The 21617-nt window shown below is 31.5% G+C and carries 20 protein-coding genes; 3 read left to right on the top strand and 17 right to left on the bottom strand.

The window, feature by feature from the left end:
• Window positions 1-5: 5 nt before the first annotated feature.
• The 4 genes from glyA to IY230_RS00715 all read right to left on the bottom strand — a co-directional run bounded on the left by glyA (window position 6) and on the right by IY230_RS00715 (window position 5985).
• The gene (gene glyA / locus IY230_RS00730; protein ID WP_196369441.1) at window positions 6-1235 is read right to left on the bottom strand and encodes a serine hydroxymethyltransferase; all 1230 of its coding nucleotides are present in this window, start codon (window positions 1233-1235) and stop codon (window positions 6-8) included.
• Between the two features lie 674 nt (window positions 1236-1909).
• Complete coding sequence (locus IY230_RS00725; protein ID WP_012242017.1) at window positions 1910-2629, bottom strand: YebC/PmpR family DNA-binding transcriptional regulator; 720 nt, start codon at window positions 2627-2629, stop codon at window positions 1910-1912.
• A 5-nt stretch (window positions 2630-2634) separates the two neighbouring features.
• The gene (locus IY230_RS00720; protein ID WP_012242016.1) at window positions 2635-3177 is read right to left on the bottom strand and encodes an inorganic diphosphatase; all 543 of its coding nucleotides are present in this window, start codon (window positions 3175-3177) and stop codon (window positions 2635-2637) included.
• A gap of 198 nt (window positions 3178-3375) precedes the next feature.
• Complete coding sequence (locus tag IY230_RS00715) at window positions 3376-5985, bottom strand: InlB B-repeat-containing protein (protein ID WP_196369440.1); 2610 nt, start codon at window positions 5983-5985, stop codon at window positions 3376-3378.
• A 207-nt stretch (window positions 5986-6192) separates the two neighbouring features.
• Between IY230_RS00715 and IY230_RS00710 the strand changes: the two genes are divergently transcribed.
• Complete coding sequence (locus IY230_RS00710; protein ID WP_049751930.1) at window positions 6193-6615, top strand: OsmC family protein; 423 nt, start codon at window positions 6193-6195, stop codon at window positions 6613-6615.
• 149 nt (window positions 6616-6764) lie between these two features.
• Here the strand turns inward: IY230_RS00710 and IY230_RS00705 are convergent, their stop codons facing one another.
• Window positions 6765-7430, bottom strand: a complete 666-nt coding sequence (locus tag IY230_RS00705; protein WP_196369439.1) for a hypothetical protein — start codon at window positions 7428-7430, stop codon at window positions 6765-6767.
• Between the two features lie 337 nt (window positions 7431-7767).
• Here IY230_RS00705 and IY230_RS00700 point away from each other — a divergent pair, with 337 nt between their 5' ends.
• Window positions 7768-7974 (top strand): hypothetical protein, encoded by a 207-nt coding sequence (locus tag IY230_RS00700; protein WP_196369438.1) that lies wholly within the window; start codon window positions 7768-7770, stop codon window positions 7972-7974.
• 169 nt (window positions 7975-8143) lie between these two features.
• On the opposite strand, the gene IY230_RS00695 is transcribed toward IY230_RS00700, so the two are convergent.
• From IY230_RS00695 to pflB, 7 genes are all read right to left on the bottom strand, one after another.
• Window positions 8144-9265, bottom strand: coding sequence for a glycerophosphodiester phosphodiesterase family protein (locus IY230_RS00695; RefSeq protein ID WP_196369437.1), 1122 nt, complete (start codon window positions 9263-9265; stop codon window positions 8144-8146).
• A gap of 2 nt (window positions 9266-9267) precedes the next feature.
• Window positions 9268-10101: a bifunctional 5,10-methylenetetrahydrofolate dehydrogenase/5,10-methenyltetrahydrofolate cyclohydrolase gene (locus tag IY230_RS00690; RefSeq protein WP_196369436.1), complete on the bottom strand. Its 834-nt coding sequence runs from the start codon at window positions 10099-10101 to the stop codon at window positions 9268-9270.
• The gene (locus tag IY230_RS00685) at window positions 10101-11702 is read right to left on the bottom strand and encodes a formate--tetrahydrofolate ligase (RefSeq protein ID WP_308705580.1); all 1602 of its coding nucleotides are present in this window, start codon (window positions 11700-11702) and stop codon (window positions 10101-10103) included. Before IY230_RS00685 ends, IY230_RS00690 begins: the two co-directional genes overlap by 1 nt.
• A gap of 76 nt (window positions 11703-11778) precedes the next feature.
• The gene (locus IY230_RS00680; RefSeq protein WP_196369434.1) at window positions 11779-12477 is read right to left on the bottom strand and encodes a YaaA family protein; all 699 of its coding nucleotides are present in this window, start codon (window positions 12475-12477) and stop codon (window positions 11779-11781) included.
• Between the two features lie 67 nt (window positions 12478-12544).
• On the bottom strand, window positions 12545-13234 hold the full coding sequence (locus IY230_RS00675) for a Crp/Fnr family transcriptional regulator (protein ID WP_196369433.1): 690 nt from the start codon (window positions 13232-13234) through the stop codon (window positions 12545-12547).
• Window positions 13235-13378: 144 nt separating this feature from the next.
• On the bottom strand, window positions 13379-14140 hold the full coding sequence (gene pflA, locus IY230_RS00670; RefSeq protein WP_196369432.1) for a pyruvate formate-lyase-activating protein: 762 nt from the start codon (window positions 14138-14140) through the stop codon (window positions 13379-13381).
• Entirely contained in the window at window positions 14127-16397 is a 2271-nt protein-coding gene (pflB, locus tag IY230_RS00665) for a formate C-acetyltransferase (RefSeq protein WP_196369431.1), read from the bottom strand. The genes pflA and pflB overlap by 14 nt, the downstream gene beginning before the upstream one ends.
• A gap of 198 nt (window positions 16398-16595) precedes the next feature.
• Here pflB and IY230_RS00660 point away from each other — a divergent pair, with 198 nt between their 5' ends.
• A complete protein-coding gene (locus IY230_RS00660) occupies window positions 16596-17573 on the top strand; it encodes an ATP-binding protein (RefSeq protein WP_196369430.1) in 978 nt (325 codons plus the stop codon).
• 75 nt (window positions 17574-17648) lie between these two features.
• Here the strand turns inward: IY230_RS00660 and IY230_RS00655 are convergent, their stop codons facing one another.
• The 5 genes from IY230_RS00655 to IY230_RS00635 are packed head-to-tail and all read right to left on the bottom strand — an operon-like array spanning window position 17649 to window position 21551.
• Window positions 17649-17888 carry a hypothetical protein gene (locus IY230_RS00655; protein WP_196369429.1) on the bottom strand — a complete coding sequence of 80 codons (240 nt, stop codon included), beginning with the start codon at window positions 17886-17888 and terminating at the stop codon, window positions 17649-17651.
• Window positions 17889-17942: 54 nt separating this feature from the next.
• A complete protein-coding gene (cls, locus tag IY230_RS00650) occupies window positions 17943-19451 on the bottom strand; it encodes a cardiolipin synthase (RefSeq protein ID WP_196369428.1) in 1509 nt (502 codons plus the stop codon).
• An 18-nt stretch (window positions 19452-19469) separates the two neighbouring features.
• Window positions 19470-19772 carry a hypothetical protein gene (locus IY230_RS00645; protein ID WP_196369427.1) on the bottom strand — a complete coding sequence of 101 codons (303 nt, stop codon included), beginning with the start codon at window positions 19770-19772 and terminating at the stop codon, window positions 19470-19472.
• Window positions 19756-20364, bottom strand: a complete 609-nt coding sequence (locus IY230_RS06655; protein ID WP_196369426.1) for a sugar O-acetyltransferase — start codon at window positions 20362-20364, stop codon at window positions 19756-19758. Before IY230_RS06655 ends, IY230_RS00645 begins: the two co-directional genes overlap by 17 nt.
• A 5-nt stretch (window positions 20365-20369) precedes the next feature.
• Window positions 20370-21551, bottom strand: a complete 1182-nt coding sequence (locus IY230_RS00635) for a pyridoxal phosphate-dependent aminotransferase (RefSeq protein ID WP_196369425.1) — start codon at window positions 21549-21551, stop codon at window positions 20370-20372.
• Window positions 21552-21617 lie beyond the last annotated feature (66 nt).

The following is a 21617-nucleotide window of genomic DNA, read 5'->3' as shown; positions in this document are numbered from 1 at the left end:
CCTTTTCATTTAACATCTTTCATTAGTTTTAGTACTTCTTTTTTTACTTTATTGATAACTTCTTCATTATTTATGTTTGATAGTACTTCATCAATAAGTTGTGCTACTTTAATAAACTCATTTTCTTTAAAACCTTTAGTTGTCATCGCAGGTGTTCCTAATCTTATACCTGAGGTTAACATCGGTTTTTCTTGATCAAACGGTAACTGGTTTTTATTGATTGTGATATTTGCTTTATATAACGCATCCTCAGCATCTCTTCCGGTAATACCTAATTTTGATTTAACATCTACTAAGATTAAATGATTATCCGTACCATCTGAAATTAATTTATATCCAAGTGATTTAAATGTATCACTTAAGGCTTTAGCATTTTTAATCACTTGTGTTTGATATACCTTAAAGCTAGGGTCTAGTGCTTCTTTAAATGCAACTGCCTTTGCAGCAATAATATGCATTAGTGGCCCACCTTGTTGGCCAGGAAATACTGCACGATCTATCTTTTTAGCAATACTCGCATCATTTGTAAGAATGATACCGCCACGTGGACCTCTTAAGGTTTTATGTGTAGTAGACGTTACAACATCTGCATAAGGTAGTGGTGATGGATGTAATCCACAAGCAACTAGTCCAGCAATATGTGCCATATCTACAAACAAGTATGCACCAACAGTATCTGCAATTTCTCTAAACTTTTTAAAATCAATGACTCTTGGATATGCACTCGCCCCTGCAATAATCATTTTAGGTTTAACTTCAATTGCGATTTTTAGTACTTCTTCATAATCAATTCTTTCATCAACCGGACTTACACCATAGGCATGTGTTTCATAATAATGTCCGGAAAATGATAGTTTATAACCATGAGTTAAGTGACCACCCGCATTTAAATCCATTCCTAAAACTCTGTCTCCAGGACTAAGTAGTGCCTGATAAACAGCAGCATTAGCCTGTGAACCCGAATGAGGCTGTACATTTACAAACTTCGCATTAAAGATTCGTTTTAACCTATCTTGAGCAAGTATTTCTACTTGATCAACAAATTCACAACCTCCATAATATCTTTTATTTGGATAGCCTTCTGCATATTTGTTGGTTAAAATTGAACCTTGAGCCTCTAACACTGCATCAGAAACAAAGTTTTCGGACGCAATTAATTCGATATGTTCTTTTTGTCTGTTATCTTCTCTTTGAATCGCGTTAAATAATTCAAGATCATAGTCTTTTAATGTCATAGTTATACCTCATCGTAAAATATCTTTTCACTATATTTTACCATGTATAAATATATTTATACATTGCAATGGTGATTTGGACATAACAAAAAAATGTGTAAAGTAAATCAATACATATATTTTATAGATTAAATAATCTAATTGCAAATAAACCTATAATTGATAACGCTTACAACATTTTTATCGTATTTTATCTATAAATTACAAAAAATGTTTATAATCATCTAAACATTCTCAATCAGTTTAAAAAAGTCTATTCACATTTCCTTATACCTACTATATAACCAACAACTTTATTGTTATAGGTTATATTATGTCGCTTAGCATCGAAATTCATTTATCCCTACGAATATCCTTAATTATAGGTCTACTAAATAAATAATTAAACTCTGAAAGTAAACCAAGTTATTTTCTTCTTAATCTAAATCTATTCATCAAATTATACGTGACTACTTGTATTGTTTCAACATTAACAAAGTCACTTATATCAATTAATTTTTTCTTTTTCATAGTGCTCATATATTAGCAATATTATCAGATTATAATTATCAGAATAAACATGTAGCGATTAAACTTGCTATCGATTTATAAAACTACTAATAAATAAAAAAACGAGGTATATCACACCGATTACGTAAGTGATATACCTCAAGGTTTTTATTAAGTATTAAGAATTACTCGCCCGAACTTATAACGTTATGGAAAACGTCTTTAACATCATCAAGTTCGTTTAATCCTTCAATCAAACGATCAAATTTAGCTTGTTCTTCGGGATCTTTAATTTCCATAGTTTGCATCGGAATAAACATAATTGCTTCTTCCTTACTCTCTAGGTTGTTATCCTTTAAAACGTCAGCTATTTTACCGTACTCAGTAGGTTCAGCATAAATTGTAACTACACCTTCTTCTGCTTCATAGTCAGTAATATCCACATCGTTTTCTAATAAGATTTCTAATAATTTATTTTCAGGTGCTTCAACTTCAAATACTGCTTTATGATCAAATTGGTGTAATACAGAACCGGATACACCTAGTTTTCCATATGCCTTATTAAACAGTTTTCTTACATCTGAAATAGTTCTATTTGTATTATCAGTTAAACACTCAATAATAATTAAGCTACCTTCTGGACCAAAACCTTCATATCTGATTTCTGCATAGTTTTCATCACTGCCACCTTTAGCTTTATCAATATTACGTTTAATAATATCAGCTGTGACTTGTTCCTTCTTTGCACGTTCAATAACTCTTTTAAGAGCTTGGTTTGTCTCAGGATCTGGTGTTCCTGCTTTAGCTGCCATGTAGATTTCTCTACCATATCTTGAATATACTTTTGATTTTGCTGCGGCAGTTTTTGCCATTGATGCTTTTCTTACTTCGAATGCTCTACCCATAATGTTTACTTCTCTTTCTTATTTGTAAATACTTTGTCGTATGAGACCATAGCCTCAGATACAACTTTAATTGCCTCATCTCTTGACTCAATGTCAAGAATGTATGTTTTCTTTCCTTCTAAGGATTTATACACTTCAAAAAAGTGAGAAATCTCGGAAAGTAAATGATGTGGTAACCCCTTTAAATCTTTATACTGTGTCATAGATGGATCCCCATAAGGAATTGCAATAATTTTCTCATCTACTTCATCACTATCAATCATTTTTATGACACCAATTGGATACACTTCTACTAAAGACATTGGCTCAATGTCTTCTTGACATAGTACTAAAACATCTAGTGGGTCATTATCCCCTGCATAAGTTCTAGGAATAAATCCATAGTTTGCTGGATAATGCGCTGATGTGTATAATACTCTATCTAAAATAATCATCCCTGTTTCTTTATCTAGTTCGTACTTCTTTTTACTACCTTTAGTAATCTCAATACAAACAATAAAACGCTCCGGTGTTATGCGGGATGGATTTATGTCATGCCATATATTCATAATATTCACCTTTTTCCTCTATTAGCATATACATTGTATCACTAAATTAGGTATATTTCTATCTTTTGCGGTGTTTTATTATATCAAATAAGCAAGTCGTTTTTCAATATATGTATTTAATTAAGTAAAACACCCCAAGTTTTAGATGTAGGTCACATTTAAACTTGGAGTGTTATCTTATTATCTTGTTTTTTATAATTACTTTCTATAATCTGCTTTAGCCCATGCTTGTGTTGGTGTAAAGAAGCCATGGTATTGATTCCATGTACTCATACCTGGAACAACACTTACTAAATCTATTGATTTTGACACACCGTCAATTTCAACTGTAATTGTATACTTAACCTCAGTTGTCACATCAGGGAATCTTGTTATTCTACCTGTTGAAGATACTAAATCAGAATCCGATGTGAGTGTAATTTTAGCATCGCTATAATTCACTAATATCTCACGTTCTATTTCAACGTGTTCCATAAATCTATCAAAGTACCAAGTGCCTTTATATACCGTATTGTGTAATGTGTAAGGATCTCCTTTACCGTCTGTTGTATTATGTGTAATGACTCTATGATTTGGTAAGTCATATTTTTCTAATAGGTATGCAACAAGTTTTGCTGTTCTTTGTACTGTATCGACAATATCACCATCGACATTAATACTCATTTCAATACCCACTGAGTTTCTATTTCCACCAAAGGATGCAATCACACCACGTTTTTGTTGATTAGTTGCAAGGTATGTTCTACCGATGACATATTCACCATCAAATATATCCCATGTTGGTCCTAAATATGTAAAGTAATCTCTAGTAAGTATTTCACCATTTAAACCTCTTGGTGCTTCAACTACTGATTTTTCACCATTAAAGGTAAAGAATCCGTCTTCTGAAATATCAATAAATGGTTTTTCATTATTTGTTGCCATAACACCTGTCTTATACCACTCAAAACTTGTACCTGTGCCATCACCAGCATGCCATCCAATTCTATCTTCAGCTAAGCTTTGTAGCACACCATAATCTCCTGTAATATAGTGAATAGATACTGCATTTGCAGCACTTTGGAAGAATGCACCATGTGCCATTAATCCAATATGGAGATTTGCTGTATCATGTAATAAGATAAACTCTGTTGAAGGTCTAGCACCACTGTTTTTTAAGCCATCTGGCATTGGATAACTATCCTTATCAATGACTAAATCATCAAATAGATATGTGTTGACACTCTCGTGTCTAGGATCACGCCATTCATTGGTCGTTTCATATCTAGTTACTAGAGTAAATGGTGTAGCTACAGCATTATGCCCATCTCTTAATAACTCAAGTAATTGATCAACTCTAGATGTAGATAAATCATCTTGTACAATTGCAGTATATGTCATTACAACTGTATCCAAGTTTAAAATGTTTATTTCTGTAGAACCTACTTTAAGAGCATTAAATACACCCGACTCAGACATTTGAATCACACTGTCATCAACAACGCTAAATGTATAGTGGTTACTTGATGCATCTCTGCCTACTCCAGTAACTTCAATTTCAAATTGTTCATTCACTTTTAAATAACCATTAAAGCCTTCATTAAAGGTTAAGTTAATATCATCTTTTGGATAAACTGTCATGTCAACAACCTTTAATAATCTACCATTTTCAGCCATGATATATACTGTAAACTCTCCTTCATTTAATGCAGTGATCACACCCTCAGCACTTATAGATGCTATAGATTGTTCCCTAATTTCAAAACTTAAATCTTTATAGGTTGCATCTAGTGGAAGAATTGTTATATCCAGTGCTAACTCTGTGCCTTTTTCCATATATTCTACTTCGTTTTCAATAATGACGGAATCAATTGGATTTTCACCATCAAATCGTGCAAATAAAGTTGCTGAACCATTAATTTTAGTCACTGGTTCACCATAAAAGTTTTCAGTTAAATACCAACCATAGAACACAAAGCCTTCTTTGTATAAGGTGGTTGGTAATATCACCTCGTGTTTTGCATCTTCAAATATGGCTTGTTGAGATCCGACTATGAAAGGCCAAAAGCCTTCTTTAAGTTCAGTGTCTGTATAATCTGATGAACTTAATGTTTCATCATCTGTAAACTGTGCCCCTTTGATAAACGCTCTAATTTCATAAGATACAGCTTTTCTATTTTTCTCGTTTTGTGCCAAGAACTTATCTAAACTAGATTGAGCTAATAATGCACTCATGGAGGATTTATTAGTATCTGATCCAACTAATCTTAAATATCTTGTTAACCATAACCACTTTGTTCTGTAGGTTTCTTCATACATAAATTCAGCAATATCTAATAAACCGTCTTTATCCATCGGTAAAGTTTCAAGTGTATATGCATTATCACTAAATGTATTATAATCACTTATAAAATCATCTACCATTTGTTCTCTGTTCTCATACCGGTAGTTACCGCCATTGAACAGAAGTTCATAACGATAAGTAGGTACTTCATCCTCTGTCCATTTAGCATATAATTTCATAGATTCCTCTATTTCTTTTAAAGGGTCAAAAGGTTTCGTTAATGCCTCATCTGTATACCAACCATTAAAAGTGAAATCCTCTCTATCATGAATGGATAGCTCTGTTTCACTTAATAAAGTTCCTGATTTGATTGTTACTGATTCTTTAGATACTGTGTCATTTGTTTCAAATGTAATTGTAACATCTGTATCATTTTTATTTTCAGTTTCATTTTCATTTGTACAAGCTATAAGTGTAAATAATGTAGCTATAAGCACTGTTAAGACAACTAATTTTTTCATAGGGTAAGAAAATAGTTTTGTCATTGAATTCCTCCTAATATTGATAACGCTTTCACATATTGATTATATCTTAATGATATAACCTTATCAATGAATTAGACATCAAGTCTTCAAAAGTTTTATTCTAAATGTGAAAAACTACAATATTAGAGAAAAATTCTTATCTAAATAGTATAAATCCACATATTATTTATAAGCATCTATATAATAGATATGAAAGGATGTGTTTTTATGGATGATTTAAAACAAATATATGAAACTGTTATAACTAATATGGAGGGTACTAAAGGATTTGCTACTGCAGATAACGGACATGCTTTTGGTCTTGCTTCTGTATTAAAAGCGGACACTGAACATACAAATCCTGAGCAACTTATTGGTGCTGCATGGGCTACCTGTTTAAATGCAGCGATTATTTCTGTAATCCGTTCTAAAAAGTTAACAAACCGTTCTAGAGTGGATGTGAAGGTTAAACTATGGTTACACCCAATTGAAAGATACAGTTTTACATTAGATGCAACTGCTGCAATTGAAGACTTAGATCCTGTAACTACCAAAGAAATTATTGATTACGCACACAGATTATGTCCGGTATCTAAATTAATTGGTGATAAACCGGGAGTTACATTAACAATTGTTCCTTATCAAGCATAAGACTTATACATAACAATAAAAAAAATATGGATGCCATGATATCTGAACAGCCCCTTGTCAAGTAGACACGGTAAATAGTATAAAATTAGATAGCCATATGCCTATATTCTAAAGGTGTATGGCTTTTTAATTTGCTTTCATAAAAACCCTCACCCCATATTATTTTCATTTGCATCATACCAATATCTTATATATACTAAGTCATCTAAAATATCCCCAAATCTAAACTCATATTGATTGGTCACTATAACCTGAATTCTGTCACTTTCATAATTAACAATTGCAATTCCAATTGTAAACATTCCTGTATAGTTTGTAGTTTGTACAAAATCTTTAGAAATAGTAAAAGATTCCTTATGATTAAATGTGGTTTTCCCTTTATCACCCAAAAAACCTTTAGGAGAATAGCTTACTATATAATCTCGTTCTAAAAAATCTTCGATATTATATTCTACTAGAATTTGTAGATTAGGAATTGATTCAATAGTTTCATGATTGCCACGGAGGCTATAACCATTATTAGTATCAGCCCAATGGACATAAATAATTATTTCACTATCTGATGAAGTGACAAAACCAAGTTCTTCTAGATCATCAATAAAATCACTATTTAGTCCAAATGAAATATCTAATGTTATATCATCAATGTTGAAAACAATATCTTCAGAAAAAATACCTAACATAAAAACCTTTACTTGTTCTGTGCTCCTTCCATCATGACCAATATTAATTTCATCGACAACTTTATTTTTACCGCATCCTGATAATATCAAAACTAACGATAAAAAAAGCAAATTAAATGCTACTTTTTTCATTATAAATTTGATCCCCCCCCCTTTCAATATTTATATTATTAGATTCAATTTACGTATTATTCTTTATATGCATCAATGATATATTATTTACATTTTTATGTCAAACAATTCTATAATTACCATCATTATCAAAATTAATTTTATTTTTATTGAATCTATCATGCTCTTTGTTATGACAATCTTACAAAGAAGTTCTAGATTCTTTGATCCAACCTAACACTCTTATCAGACATATTAGAAAGAGTTATTCATACTTGGTGATGAACGTGATGAAGTTGGTGAACTATGATTTGATTTAAATGATCCTGACACCCTCTATCACGAACCCAGTGTTGATATGAGATGTTATAAATGTAACTATGAGGAGTCTGTCCCTCATGAAATTTTAATTGAACTCAACTTTGGCAATAAAGGGCTTCATGCACTTGCTTGTCCCAACTGTTCTCATACTAAAAAGCGTGGTGCGATGTATCCTAAGTTTTTATTTGATTTAGACGGTAACCCAATTACCTATCAAGATGTTTTAAACAGTTATAACGATTAATTCCATCTATATCTTTAAGTCACTACAGCAGTGGCTATTTTGCATAGAATTTAATAGTTATTATTCATTATCTAGAAAAGACGAACTTTCCTAGATAAAGAATAAAAGCCATAATCTATCAAATGATTATGGCCTATTTTCAAAATTATATACAATTATTTTAAAATTTTTAAGCTTCTGCTTCTAATTCATTGATGACCTCAATTAATAAATCAGGTCTATCTGTAATGATACCATCTGCACCATTTTCAATTAGGAGTCTCATCTCTTCTTTAGAGTTTACTGTCCAGTATAAGACAGCCATATTTTTCCTATGTGCATCATTTATGATTTCTTTACCCATAAGATTTGCTCGGTAGATATCATCATCACCCTTAATTGCAATATTATTTCTAATAAAGCCCGGTAACATGTCCAAAAGGTTTGCTGTTGAGCCGGTAATAGACATAGATGATGGTGTCGGAAGGATTAACACCTCTGATTTAACTGTCCAAAAGAAATCTATAAAGAATGCACTATATACTGCAAACATTGTAACTTCTGATGTACCAGCATTTACTAAAATATCTGGTGCATTGTCTTTAAAGTAAGTTGTGACATCATCTGAAAATGATGCTAAGACTACATAGGATTCTATATTATACGCTTTAACTAAATCAATCAGTATTTGAGAAGCTAATTCAAAGTCATGAATTTCTTCATCATATCCTTCAGATGTTGGTGAATCTTTTATTTCTAAGATGTATAACACATCATCACCAACATTTGTGAAGATATCTTCTAATTTAGCAGGTACTAATTTAGATAGGATTGCTTCATCTGTTTCATTTTCAAATGGTTTGATACCTTTAACAGGATCATATGCATAATCACTAGGATACGTAAATCTTCTAGCTAAATAGTAATCGTCACGCTCGTACTCATCTAAGATATCTTGGTAGTCATGTGTTCTAATTAGTGTACCATTCATATCGGATTCACTTGAAAACTCTAAATCAAGATCGTGATGTGCAATTAAGATATTATCTTTTGTTAGTGCTAAATCTATTTCTAAGACATCTGCTTGAAATTCATTAATTAACATATCATATGCCCATATGGTGTTTTCTGGTGCTAATAGTTTAGCCCCACCATGAGGAATGACCATAGGATAATCTGAGGTTTTTCTAAAGTGGTTTTCGTTTTTAGCTTTAGATAAACTAAATGGTACGATATTAAGTACTGCAAGTACTAAGATAAAACTTAAAACTGTAATCAGTGTCCATTTAACTATTTTTAATAATATTTTCATATCTATTCTTTCTCCTGTTTAAGATACAGGGCATATAAATTATGTGCCAGTGCACAAATTGTCATGGGGCCTACCCCTTTAGGTACGGGTGTAATATATGAAGCAATCGGTTCTACATGTTCAAAGTCGACGTCCCCTACTAATTTTTTATCTACTCGGTTAATCCCAACATCAATAACAACAGCACCTACTTTGACCATATCTTTAGTAACAAATTTAGGTTTACCAATTGCAGCCACTAAAATATCTGCTTGTTTGGTGATGGATGGAAGGTTTTTAGTTTTCGAGTGTGTAATCGTCACTGTCGCATTACGATCTAAAAACATTTTGGATAGTGGTGCACCAACGATTTGACTTCTACCAATAATAACTACATGTTTACCTTCAATAGGAATGTTATAAAAATCTAGTAACATCATAATACCTAGTGGTGTAGCAGGTCTGATACCATCCTTTTTTTGAAACAATAAACCTTGATTCATCGTGTGAAATCCATCCACATCTTTTTTATAGTCAATTAAAGATATAAGATGATCTGAATCTAAGTGTTTAGGTATAGGTAATTGAAGTAATATACCATGAACATCTTTATCCGTATTTAACTTTTGTATCAAAGCCTCTACGCTTACTTGATCAATTGCTTCATCTAAATAATTTATATGTACTTCCATGCCTAAATTAGAGGCGGTGTTTAGTTTTCCTTTAACATAACTTTTACTTGCCTCATCATTGCCAATTAAAATAATTTCTAATTTAGGTTTTTTAGTTAATTGTTCCACCTTAACTTTAAGTGCTTCATTAAGTGTATCTGCTGTTTTTCTTCCGTCTAATAACATTATATGAGTTCTCCTTTATCATCCAACTTAAAATCTAATGCACGTGGATGTTTATTTAAACCAGGCATCGTATTAATCCCCTTTGTAAGAACTACTAAAAGGTTCGCACCTAAAGAAACTTTAATGTCGCTAATCTCTAAAACAAAATCTCTTGGTCTACCCTTTAATTTAAGATCTCCCGATAAAGAAAGTGGTGTTTTAGCAATACAAATAGGAATTTCTAAATGTTTATATTGGTTTAGTTTCTTCTTTGCTTGATGAGAGAATGTGACATCTTTTGCACCATAAATGTTTTCCGCGATTTTTCTAATCTTATATTCATGATTCTCTTCATTAGAATATAGTTTTTTAAATTTAGCTGGTTCTTGTGCTACTTTTTCAACTAACTTAGCTAAGTCTTTGGTACCTTCCCCACCCTTACTGTATCCTTCTGAAATACCGTAGTTTAGATTGCTATCCTTTGCCCAGTTTCTTAAAAATTGTAATTCCTCTTCTGAATCAGTATCAAACTTGTTAAGTGCTACAACACTGTTTAATCCAAACAGCTTAATATTCTCTAAGTGTTTTTCAATGTTTTCTAATCCCTTAGAAAGTGCCTCAATATTTGGTTCATCTAAATTAGATTCTGTAACACCACCATGTAGCTTAAGCGCTTTAATAGTTGCAACTACAACCACTACACTAACCTTTGTGTATAAATGTGGTTGCTTAATATGTAAAAACTTTTCCATACCTAAATCCGCACCGAACCCAGCTTCTGTAATAACATAATCAGCTAACTTTAATGCAGTATTTGTCGCTATAACGCTATTACAGCCATGTGCTATATTTGCAAATGGTCCGGCATGTACAAGTGCTGGTACCATTTCTTTAGCAAATACTAAATTTGGCTTAATAGCATCCCTTAGTACTAATGCTAAGCTATCTGCACACTTTAAATCACTTACAAATAAATCTTTACCGTTAATATCGGTGCCAATTAAAATATTATTTAATCTTTCTTTTAAATCTTTAAAATCCCTTGCTAATGCTAGAATAGCCATCATTTCACTTGCTGCTGTAATGGTAAATTTATCATCTCTAGCTTTTGTCTTAACTTCCCTTAAGCTACGGTCATTAACATCTAGTGCACGCTGCCAAAAAACATCTTTAATATTTAATTCATTACCAAAGTACATATGATTATCAATGATTGCGGATAAAAGATTATTCGCTGATGTGAGTGCATGTATATCACCATTAAAATGAAGGTCGATATCTAATGAAGGTTCTAAAATAGAAACACCTCCACCAGTAGCACCACCCTTCATACCAAAAACAGGACCCATGGATGGTTCTCTAAGTGCTAACATTACATCTTTGTCATTCTTCTTAAACCCTTGGGCTAAACCAATGGAAAGTGTTGTTTTACCTTCACCACTAGATGTAGGGTTAATCGCTGTTACAAGAATAAGTTTACCAGGTGCTTTATCTTTTAATCTTTCTTGTAAGCTCAACTCTAATTTAAACTTATCCTTACCATAGGATATGATTTCATCATCTAAGATATGTAATTCATCAATTAGGTAATTATACTTATTCATGCAATCAACCTCGTTTATTTGCTTTTTTAAAACTTATATGTATATTATACAAAATTTACGAGTGTAATTTTTGTAATATAACCTTTTAGTATTTTTAAACACTTTTAATATAGTTTATTTCTTTATCCACAACCGTTAAGTGATATCCTAAAAAGATCTTTGGTAAACCAGAAACATCATTGATTTCATGATCAACAATATATCTCAATAGTGTGCCTCTCATCTGTTTATTAAATACACTGATCTTTTTACAGACATCCTCTTTGCAGTCTATAAAGGATACTTCATATAGATCGAACTTTGTTTTATCAATTAATGCACTAAACTCTTTAGAGGCAAGGCTTAGTATCTGTTTGGTTCCTTTACTTAAAAAGTAATCATTAATCAAATCTTTCCAAACTGATTTAGATTGTTTTAAAGTAAAGTCCATTCTATATGGCTTAATACCGTCTAATGGCTTTATAACACCATACAATGCATCAATGATATATACATTGTCATTTAAGTATGTGCGTTTTTTATCGTCTAGTTCATTATAATTAAATGCCTTAAAAGATTCTCCTAAATAATAATCGAATGCAGTGAATCTATTATTCAATTCAAAATTATGATAATAATCAAATACCGTATCTACTAAGTTATCACTTAACTTAAAGTGTGTTTTATAATCGGCTTTATTGATTGTTTGAATTTCTTTTACAATTGAGGTTGTTACAGTATCAAACATTGTTTTATTTTCTGTAGTTTTCGCTTCAGGGTTAAATAGCTTTGTAGGTGCAAAAATAATTGTCATGATATCTTCCTTAACTTTATTCATACATAAAAACATAAGAATTTTAGTTCTTATGTTTTTATTACATTTAATTTAAAAATTCTAATAGTAAATCCATTTTAACAATTTTAATTTGTTTATTACTTAATTGATGTATCATACCTAAATCTTCTAAGTAAGCTAGTTTTCTACTTAAAGTTTCTGGTGTAGTACCTAGAAAGGATGCTAAATCTTTTTTACTCATGGGTAGTTCAATTGGCTTTAATGGCTCATTTGAATCATACAGTTCAAGCATATATAACAGGATTCTCTTTTCTACTTGTTCTGTAGCAATCCAACTTGCTTGTTTCTCTGATTTCTTTAATCTCTGAGTTAATTCACCAATAATTTTAAGACCAATTTTAGGATATATCTCCATAAGCTTTGAAATATCTTCTTTTTTTATCATGCATACTTCAACTTGCGTTATTGCTTCTGCATAAGCATTATTTTTTTCATCTAAGAAGATACTTAATTCACCAATAAAGTCTCCGGGAAATAACATTCTTAAAATATGTTCTTTAGCATTTTCAGATAAGTAGTACATTTTAATTTGGCCACTTCTTACAATATATAAGGTATCTGATTTTTCACCATAACTAAAAATAAGTTCACCTTTGTCAAATGATTTAGATTTGACAAGTTCTGTGATCTTTGTTAGTTCATCTAATTCTAGGTGATTAAATATAGGTACCGTGACCAAGCATGTATGGTCATGATCTTTTAGTGTATGAGACATAAAATCACTCCAATCTATATCCATTATACACTAAAAGGTATTAAGTTTTGCCACATTCAATTTCCTTATAAGGTAGGGCCATATAAAGTAAAAGAGATAACATATCATCTGTTTTCAGATGCTATGCTATCCCTTAATTAGGAACTAATTTAGTTTCATATACTTATAGTTGTCTTTAAGTATATGTTCTGCTCTTAAAACCTCTTCTTTAGTAGGTTCTGGTGTATCTTTAAGTTCATAGTCAATACCCATGTTATCCCACTTCATAATACCTTTAGTATGATAAGGAAGAATATCAATGCCAATAAAATTGTCTAATGAGTCAATGAATGTTCTTAATCTTTCTAAGTAAATATCTTGTGAGTTAATTTGTGGTAAGAGAATATGTCTTAATATCGTAGGTATCTTTTTGTCACTTAAGAGTCTTGCAAACTTTAATATGTTTTTATTGCTTGCACCGGTTAACCATTTGTGACGTTCATCATCAATATGTTTAATGTCTAGTAATACAAGATCTGTGTATTTGAGAAGTTCTTCAAACTCAGGTAATCTTGCTTCACTAAATGTACCTGCTGATGTATCTAAACACGTATGTATATTTCTATTTTTAGCTTCTTTAAATAATGCTGTTAAAAATTCGATTTGTAAGGTAGCTTCGCCACCTGATACTGTTAAACCACCTTTTTTATAGAATGCTCTATATTTATTGTAGTCGTTTAATATCTCTTCTACGGTCATTAACTTATTATCTTCTGTACCCCAAGTGTCTCTGTTGTGACAGAATTTACATCTTAAAGGACAGCCTTGCAAGAATAATACATATCTAAGTCCTGGTCCATCAAAGGCACCAAATGTTTCTATTGAGTGTACGTTACCTACTACTTCTAGTAGATTAGAATCCTTCATGGAATGTACGCTTCATAACTTCTAATTTTTGTTCATTCGTTAGATTTGAGAAGTTTACAGCATAACCTGATACTCTAATTGTAAGGTTTGGATATAATTCTGGGTTATCATAAGCAGCTTTTAATGTTTCTCTGTTAAACACGTTAACGTTTAAATGATATCCGCCAGATGTAAAGTATCCATCTAATAAGGATACAAGGTTATTAACTTGTACATCATCTACAAGATGAACAATTGAACCTTCAGCACTAATAGAATGACCTAATGCTTTTGGAATAATTGTGAATGTATTTGAAATACCGTCTTCTGCATCTTCATATGGTAATTTAGCAACAGACATTAATGATTTTAATGCACCTGATTTATCTCTACCGTGCATTGGGTTAGCACCTGGAGCAAATGGTTCACCATAACGACGACCATCCGGAGTATTCCCTGTGTTTTTACCGTATACAACGTTCGAGGTAATCGTTAAAACACTCATTGTTGGATGTGATTCTCTATATGTTGGGTTCTTTCTAATATAGCTCATGAATTTACGTAATACATCTACAGCAATATCATCAACTCTATCATCATCATTACCATAACATGGGAATTCACCAACAGTTTCAAAGTCAGTAATTAAACCTGATGTTTCATCATAGATTGGGTGTACTTTAGCATATTTGATTGCTGATAAGGAGTCAGCAACAACGCTTAAACCTGCAATACCAGTAGCAAATAATCTCTTAACATCACGATCATGTAAAGCCATTTCTAGTTTTTCATATGCATATTTATCATGCATGTAGTGAATAATGTTTAAAGCATTCACATAAACTTCAGCTAATTCTTCTAATGTCTTTTCATAACGTGCCATAACAACATCATAATCTAATACATCAGTTTTTAAAACTTCCATCTTAGATTTTTCAAATACTTGTTTGCCACTTACTTCGTCACGTCCACCGTTTAATGCATATAATAATGCTTTAGCGATGTTTGCACGTGCACCAAAGAATTGCATTTCTTTACCAATTGCCATTGGTGACACACAACATGCGATACCATAGTCATCGCCATGTAGTGGTCTAATTGTATCATCATTTTCATATTGAATACTTGAAGTATCAATACTTACCTTAGCTGTGAAGTTTTTAAATCCTTCTGGAAGGTTGTTGCTCCATAAAACTGTTAAGTTTGGTTCAGCTGATGTACCTAGGTTATATAAAGTTTGTAATAATCTGAATGCTGTTTTTGTAACAAGTGATCTACCATCATTTGACATACCACCTAATACAGCAGTAACCCATGTTGGATCCCCTGTAAATAATTGGTTGTATTCTGGAGTTCTAGCAAAACGTACCATTCTTAATTTCATAACAAAATGGTCAATAAATTCTTGAATTTCTAATTCGCTGTATTTTGCAGCTTTTAAGTCTCTTTCGATATAGATATCTAAGAATGCATCGACTCTACCTAAACTCATTGCAGCACCGTTTTGTTCTTTAACAGCAGCTAAATAAGCTAAGTATAACCATTGAATCGCTTCTTTTGAGTCATTTGCAGGTCTTCTTAAATCAAATCCGTACATATCACCTAATTGAATTAATTCCTTTAATGATTTAATTTGATCAGATAACTCTTCTCTTAAACGGATTTTGTGTTCAGACATTGGGAATGTTAATTCTTCTTGTTGTGCATATTTATCTTTGATTAAAGCGTCTACACCATAAAGAGGTACTCTTCTATAATCTCCAATAATACGTCCTCTACCATATCCGTCTGGTAACCCAGTAATGATATGAGAACTTCTAGCACTTCTAATTTCTTTAGTATATGCATCAAATACACCTTGGTTATGTGTTTTTCTAACGTTTGTATAAATATCAATTGTTTCTTGTTCTACTTTATAACCATAAGCTTCCACTGCTTTTACAGCAACGTTAATTCCACCTTCAGGAAAGAATCCACGTTTTAATGGCGCATCAGTTTGTAAACCAACAATTTTTTCGATATCTTTATCGATATACCCTGGCGCATGGCTTACGATTGTAGATGCAACTTTTGTATCTAAATCAATAACGCCACCTTTTTCTTTTTCAAGTTTTAATAAATCTTTAAAAGATTCATTTAATGATAAAGAACTTTCTACTGCACCTTCTAAAAATGTGCCGTCTCCTGTGTACTCTGTAAAGTTTTGTTTTATGAAATCTGCAACGTCGACTTCTTTTTCCCAGTTACCAGATTTAAAACCTTTCCATGATTGAGCCATGATTTCATTCCTCCTAATTAATGTTTACATATGAATCATGTATTCTTACTATCATTTTATAACCTTCAAAAGTATTTTGCTTGGAATGTTATAAATGAAAACGCTTACCCTAAAGCACTATGAGAATGTGTGATATTTAAGAGAAATTATTTTATGATTATGGTATCATATATTCATATATGTTTATTCGGAGGTTTCATGAAAAAAGCAATTATTTTAGTAGGTGTTCCAGGTTCTGGAAAATCTACTTATGCAAAAAAACTTGAATACATGCATTTTTCATCAGATATGATTCGTTTAGAACTATTTGGTACTTTAAGAAAACACCATAGCCAGAAAGATGATGAGACAGTCTTTAATTTATTACATGACCGCGTCTTTTCTTATGATCAATCTTTAATTTTTGATGCAACCAATATTTCAAGAGCCCTTCGTTCATCTCTTTATGAGAAATTTAAAGCACGTGGTTACACCGTAGAAATTCATATGGTCTTAGAACCACTTATGTTTGCAAAATATCAAAATGAGAAGCGTTCTTTTGAAAAGGTAGTGCCTTTTCATATTATCGAGCATATGTATAAATTTATGGCACCACCTAGAGTTGGAGTAGATTGTGATGACTATAAGATTATTAGCCAGTCTACATTCTTAAATTCAAACACAGATTATAATGACTTTATAAGTAGCGCTTTAAAAGATGGCATTTATAAGACTGTTAGAAAATACGTATCTGCTGCATATATGCCCGAGTTTGAACGCTTAAATGAAAATCATGAAACGCCTTATCATTTAGAAGATATTGACACACATATCGATATGTGTATTAAAAATTCACATGATCCAGTTATGCACATTGTTTCTGCATTACATGATCTTGGTAAATCTCAAGCTAAAGACAATGGACACTACAAAGGTCATGAAACCATTTCTAGTATCTATGCATTACGATTCTTTGATGAAGTTAAAAACATACCAAAAGATATCATCCCAAGAGATATTGTAGAAACTGTACTTCAACATATGGCGGCTCACCACGGAATATCGCCAAGTGTTATTGAAAAAAATAAGTTAGAACCACATGTCGTAGGTTACATTGAACAATTTAATGAAATTGATGAAGTAAGCCGTATTACAAATATGCCAAGAAATGAAAAAATACATAGTAATAAAAAGTAAAAATGGTTTGATATCTAGGTATCAAACCATTGTTTTATATATGTGTTAGAAAATCCGTTTTAATAAACTTATCTTCTACTCTAAAAAACTTTTATACTTTTTGATTGCCCTTATGTTTGAGTAAAAAGCAATAATAAATAAGAAAAGCAGCGCAATTGTAACAGTAATCCCTATTATTCGTTCCTTTTCAGTCTCAAATAATTCGACAAAATATATTCCACCAAATAACACCATCAATCCTATAATAACTGAGCCAATAGCGCGTATTTGTGCAACCTTTATTTGATTTTTAATAAATTTGTAATCTTTTCCCATTCTTAAATCCCCTTGTATAATATTACTTCTTTATAATCGCTTTATAAAGTCATTTTATAATAATGGTGAGAATCCTTTTAATACTGCCTGTACTACTCTATATATAATATTTCTTTTAGTAAAATCTTTGATTGTAATCCGTTCACTTTCTTTGAGTGTGTATTCATAATAATTAACCATGTTAGAAATAGTTTTTGTATCATTTAACCATAAGTTGTTTTCTAAGTGCATGTATAAGCTTCTAAAGTCTAAATTACTTGATCCAATCATTGCAGCTTCTTTATCACAAATTATCATCTTAGAATGGATAAACCCGGGTTTATATTTATATACTTTAACACCACTATGAACCAGTTCTTCTGCATAAGACTTGGACACCATATAGACAAATCTTTTATCTGGTATACTCGGCATAATAATATGGACATCGACTCCGCTTTGAGCGGCTAGTTTAAGAGCAGTTGCAATTTCATTATCTAAAATTAAGTACGGTGCAGTAATATAAATTGTGTGTTGTGCATCATTAATTAAGTGTAGATATATATTTTTAGCTGTTAGATTATTATCTACCGGGATATCTCCAAACGGAATATAGATTGCATCATTTATAATTGGTGGATATTTGATGTTATATTTTGAAAAATCAGTTTTATCATCTTTTTTAGAAAACGACCAGTTTTCTAAAAAGAGCATTGTCATACTCCAAACAGCTTCACCTTCAATCATGATACCGGCATCATTCCAGTGACCAAATACCTTCTTCTTGTTTGTGTATTCATCACCAATATTAAATCCACCAGTAAAGGCTACTTTATTATCTATAACTACAATTTTTCTGTGATCTCTAAAATTCATAGCAAAATTCACGTGTAGTTTCATCGGATTAAAGCGAACAACTTTAAATCCCATTTTAGTTAATTTCTTATGGTAATAAAAAGGTAATTTAGTTGCAGAACCAAAATCATCATACATGATTCTAATTTCTACACCTTGCTTTTGTTTTTCTATAAGAACTTGGAGTATTTCATCCCACATCTTTGAAATCGTAATAATAAAGTACTCCATAAAGATAAAGTTTTTTGCTTGTTTAAGTTGTCTTAAAAGTTCAGTTTGTTTTTCTTCACCACTACCCAAAAAGATGGAGGAGGTGTTTTTAAAAGATGGAAAGTTTAGATTGGTTAGGTATTTTTGTTGTTTTAAGTACTTTGTATCAAATACTGGTTCAATTTTGCGCATCTCATTTTCTCTTACTTTTTGCATCCGCCTCATGGTGGATGAAGAAGAAATAGATAGTCTTTCTGTTTTAGCATATAAATAAAAGAGCACACCAAATACAGGTAGCACAATCATAAATACAACCCACATCAACTTAAACATTGGGTTTTCATCGGTTGTAATAATATATAAACTTAGTATTACACCAAGTATCATCGATACAAAATGAAGATAATACCAGGTTGCTGCAAACTCATATACAAACCACCATAAAATACCAATTTGAAGTAACAAAATTAGTCCAATGATTGTTAGTCTATTCGTTAATAAATTTATAAACCTTCTCATCTTAAACTCCTTTTATATTTAAAAGAAACTTTGAATCAGGGGCATTAACATAATGGATGCTATGGTACTTACAACATAAATCACATAACTCATTAAATAAGGTGAATTTTCTCTTTCATCTCTAAATTTAATCATGAACGTTATAACCGGTATAAAAAATATTAAAGATACGACAAAATTAAGGTATGTTGTAGCAACAAGGATTGCAGTCACATTTTTATACTCAGTTTTAAAATAAATTAAATATAAGAAAAAACTAAGTACCGTAACTACAGTTAAGATGATGTGAACATATCTTAAGATATTAAAAACTTTCTTCATATTTTTTCTTCTTACCTTCCCAATAGATCTTATCTTCTGTTGTGATTTTTCTTATAACTTTACATGGGTTTCCAGCAGCAATCACATCACTTGGTATATCTTTAGTTACAACACTACCACTTCCAATGATGGTATTATCTCCAATATGTACACTAGGCATTACAACTACATTACCACCAATCCATACGTTGTTACCGATAGTGATTGGTAGACCATATTCTAAACCTGTAATTCTTATATCTTTATCAATTGGATGTCCTGCAGTATATAATCCAACACGTGGACCAAACATGACATTGTCTCCAATGGTGATTGTATTTACATCTAAGAAAATACAATCAAAATTAGCATAGAAATTCTTTCCTACAAAAGTGTGTTTACCATAGTCAAAATAAACCGGTGGTGTGATTTTTAATTTATCTTTATAACCGCCAAGAATCTCTTTAATAAGTTCATCTCTTAGTTTGTGATTGTTATAGTGTGCATGGTTATACTGATAAAGTTTATCTAGCATATTATCTCTTATTTTGCCTAACTCTTCGCCTTCAGCCATATAGAGTTCACCGCTTAGCATACGTTTTAATTGGCTCATACTTGTTACGCTCCTACAACGTGTTTAATACGTTTTGCAAGACCTATAACTTCTTTAGTAGTTATCCCGCAAAGCGCTACTCTAAGCCCTTTTTCCATAGGAATAAGGTAGATGTTATCATCCATTAGTTTTTCATAATCTTTTTCTGGATTATTTGATTTTACTAAAACAAAGAATCCCCCTCTATAAGGACAAATATCTAAATTATTTTCTAAAGCCTCTTTAATGAATATTTCACCACGTTGTTTAAGAGTTAGTGTGAGCGTGTTTAAGTACTGAACATATTCATCTTTTCTAGTTGCTAGTTTATTAAAGATACCTACACCTACAGATGGGGCAGTTGACCATTTACCTAAAGCATCTTCAAGGACATGAGCTTTAAAGAAGTTTTGTTGTTCTATTGTATGAAATAAACCTAATAAACCACCTAGTCTTACGCCATACATTGCAAAAGATTTAGATGCACTAAAGGCGGTTAATACTTGAACGTGTGGTTTCAGTTGTTTAAATGCTAAGAAATTATTTCTAGCATTATTAAAACCTTTAGGATCATAATCAAAGTAGGCGATATCGTAGACTAAAATAAGTTCATTCTTATCAAAACTATTTAGTATTTCAATGATACTTTGCCACTCTTTATCTGATAAGCTAAAACCTGTTGGATTATGACATGGATCGTTAATAACAACAATCACGCGCTTTTGAATACTGGTTAAATGGTTTAATTGTGTCTTGAAATCTTCTAAATCAAATCCGTCACCTTTAAACATATTATGCTCATGCACTTTAAGTTTAGCTGCATTCAAAAAGTATTCATAACGCCATCTTAAGCTTGGTACTAAGACTTTATCACCGACATGACCATAGGTATTAAAAATAAGTGAAATAGCACCACTACCACCCGGTGTAGATAGTGCTCCTATTAAAAACTTTTCTTCCACCGATTTTCTTTTATCATCTAATACCCAATCTATGACGTTTTCTACAAACATAGGCCCACCATCGGTAGCACCATATTTAAATGCTTCTAGTAAATCTAGATCATAATATGCTTTTTCTACTGCTGGTATGATGAGTTTAGAGTCATCATTATAAAACATACCGATTGTAGCATCAATGACATGCTCATTTTTAGACTTTGCTATTTGTGCTGATTTAGCAATTTTTAATATATCAATTTTAGACATTAGATTCTCCTTCGCTAAAACATATCTATATATATCATTTTAGCATGTATTATGATTACGTAACTT

The organism is Acholeplasma laidlawii (genome assembly GCF_015709225.1).
Classification (GTDB): domain Bacteria; phylum Bacillota_I; class Bacilli_A; order Acholeplasmatales; family Acholeplasmataceae; genus Acholeplasma; species Acholeplasma laidlawii_A.
Note: the sequence above shows the minus strand (reverse complement) of the source record. Positions and strands in the feature narration are given on the sequence as shown.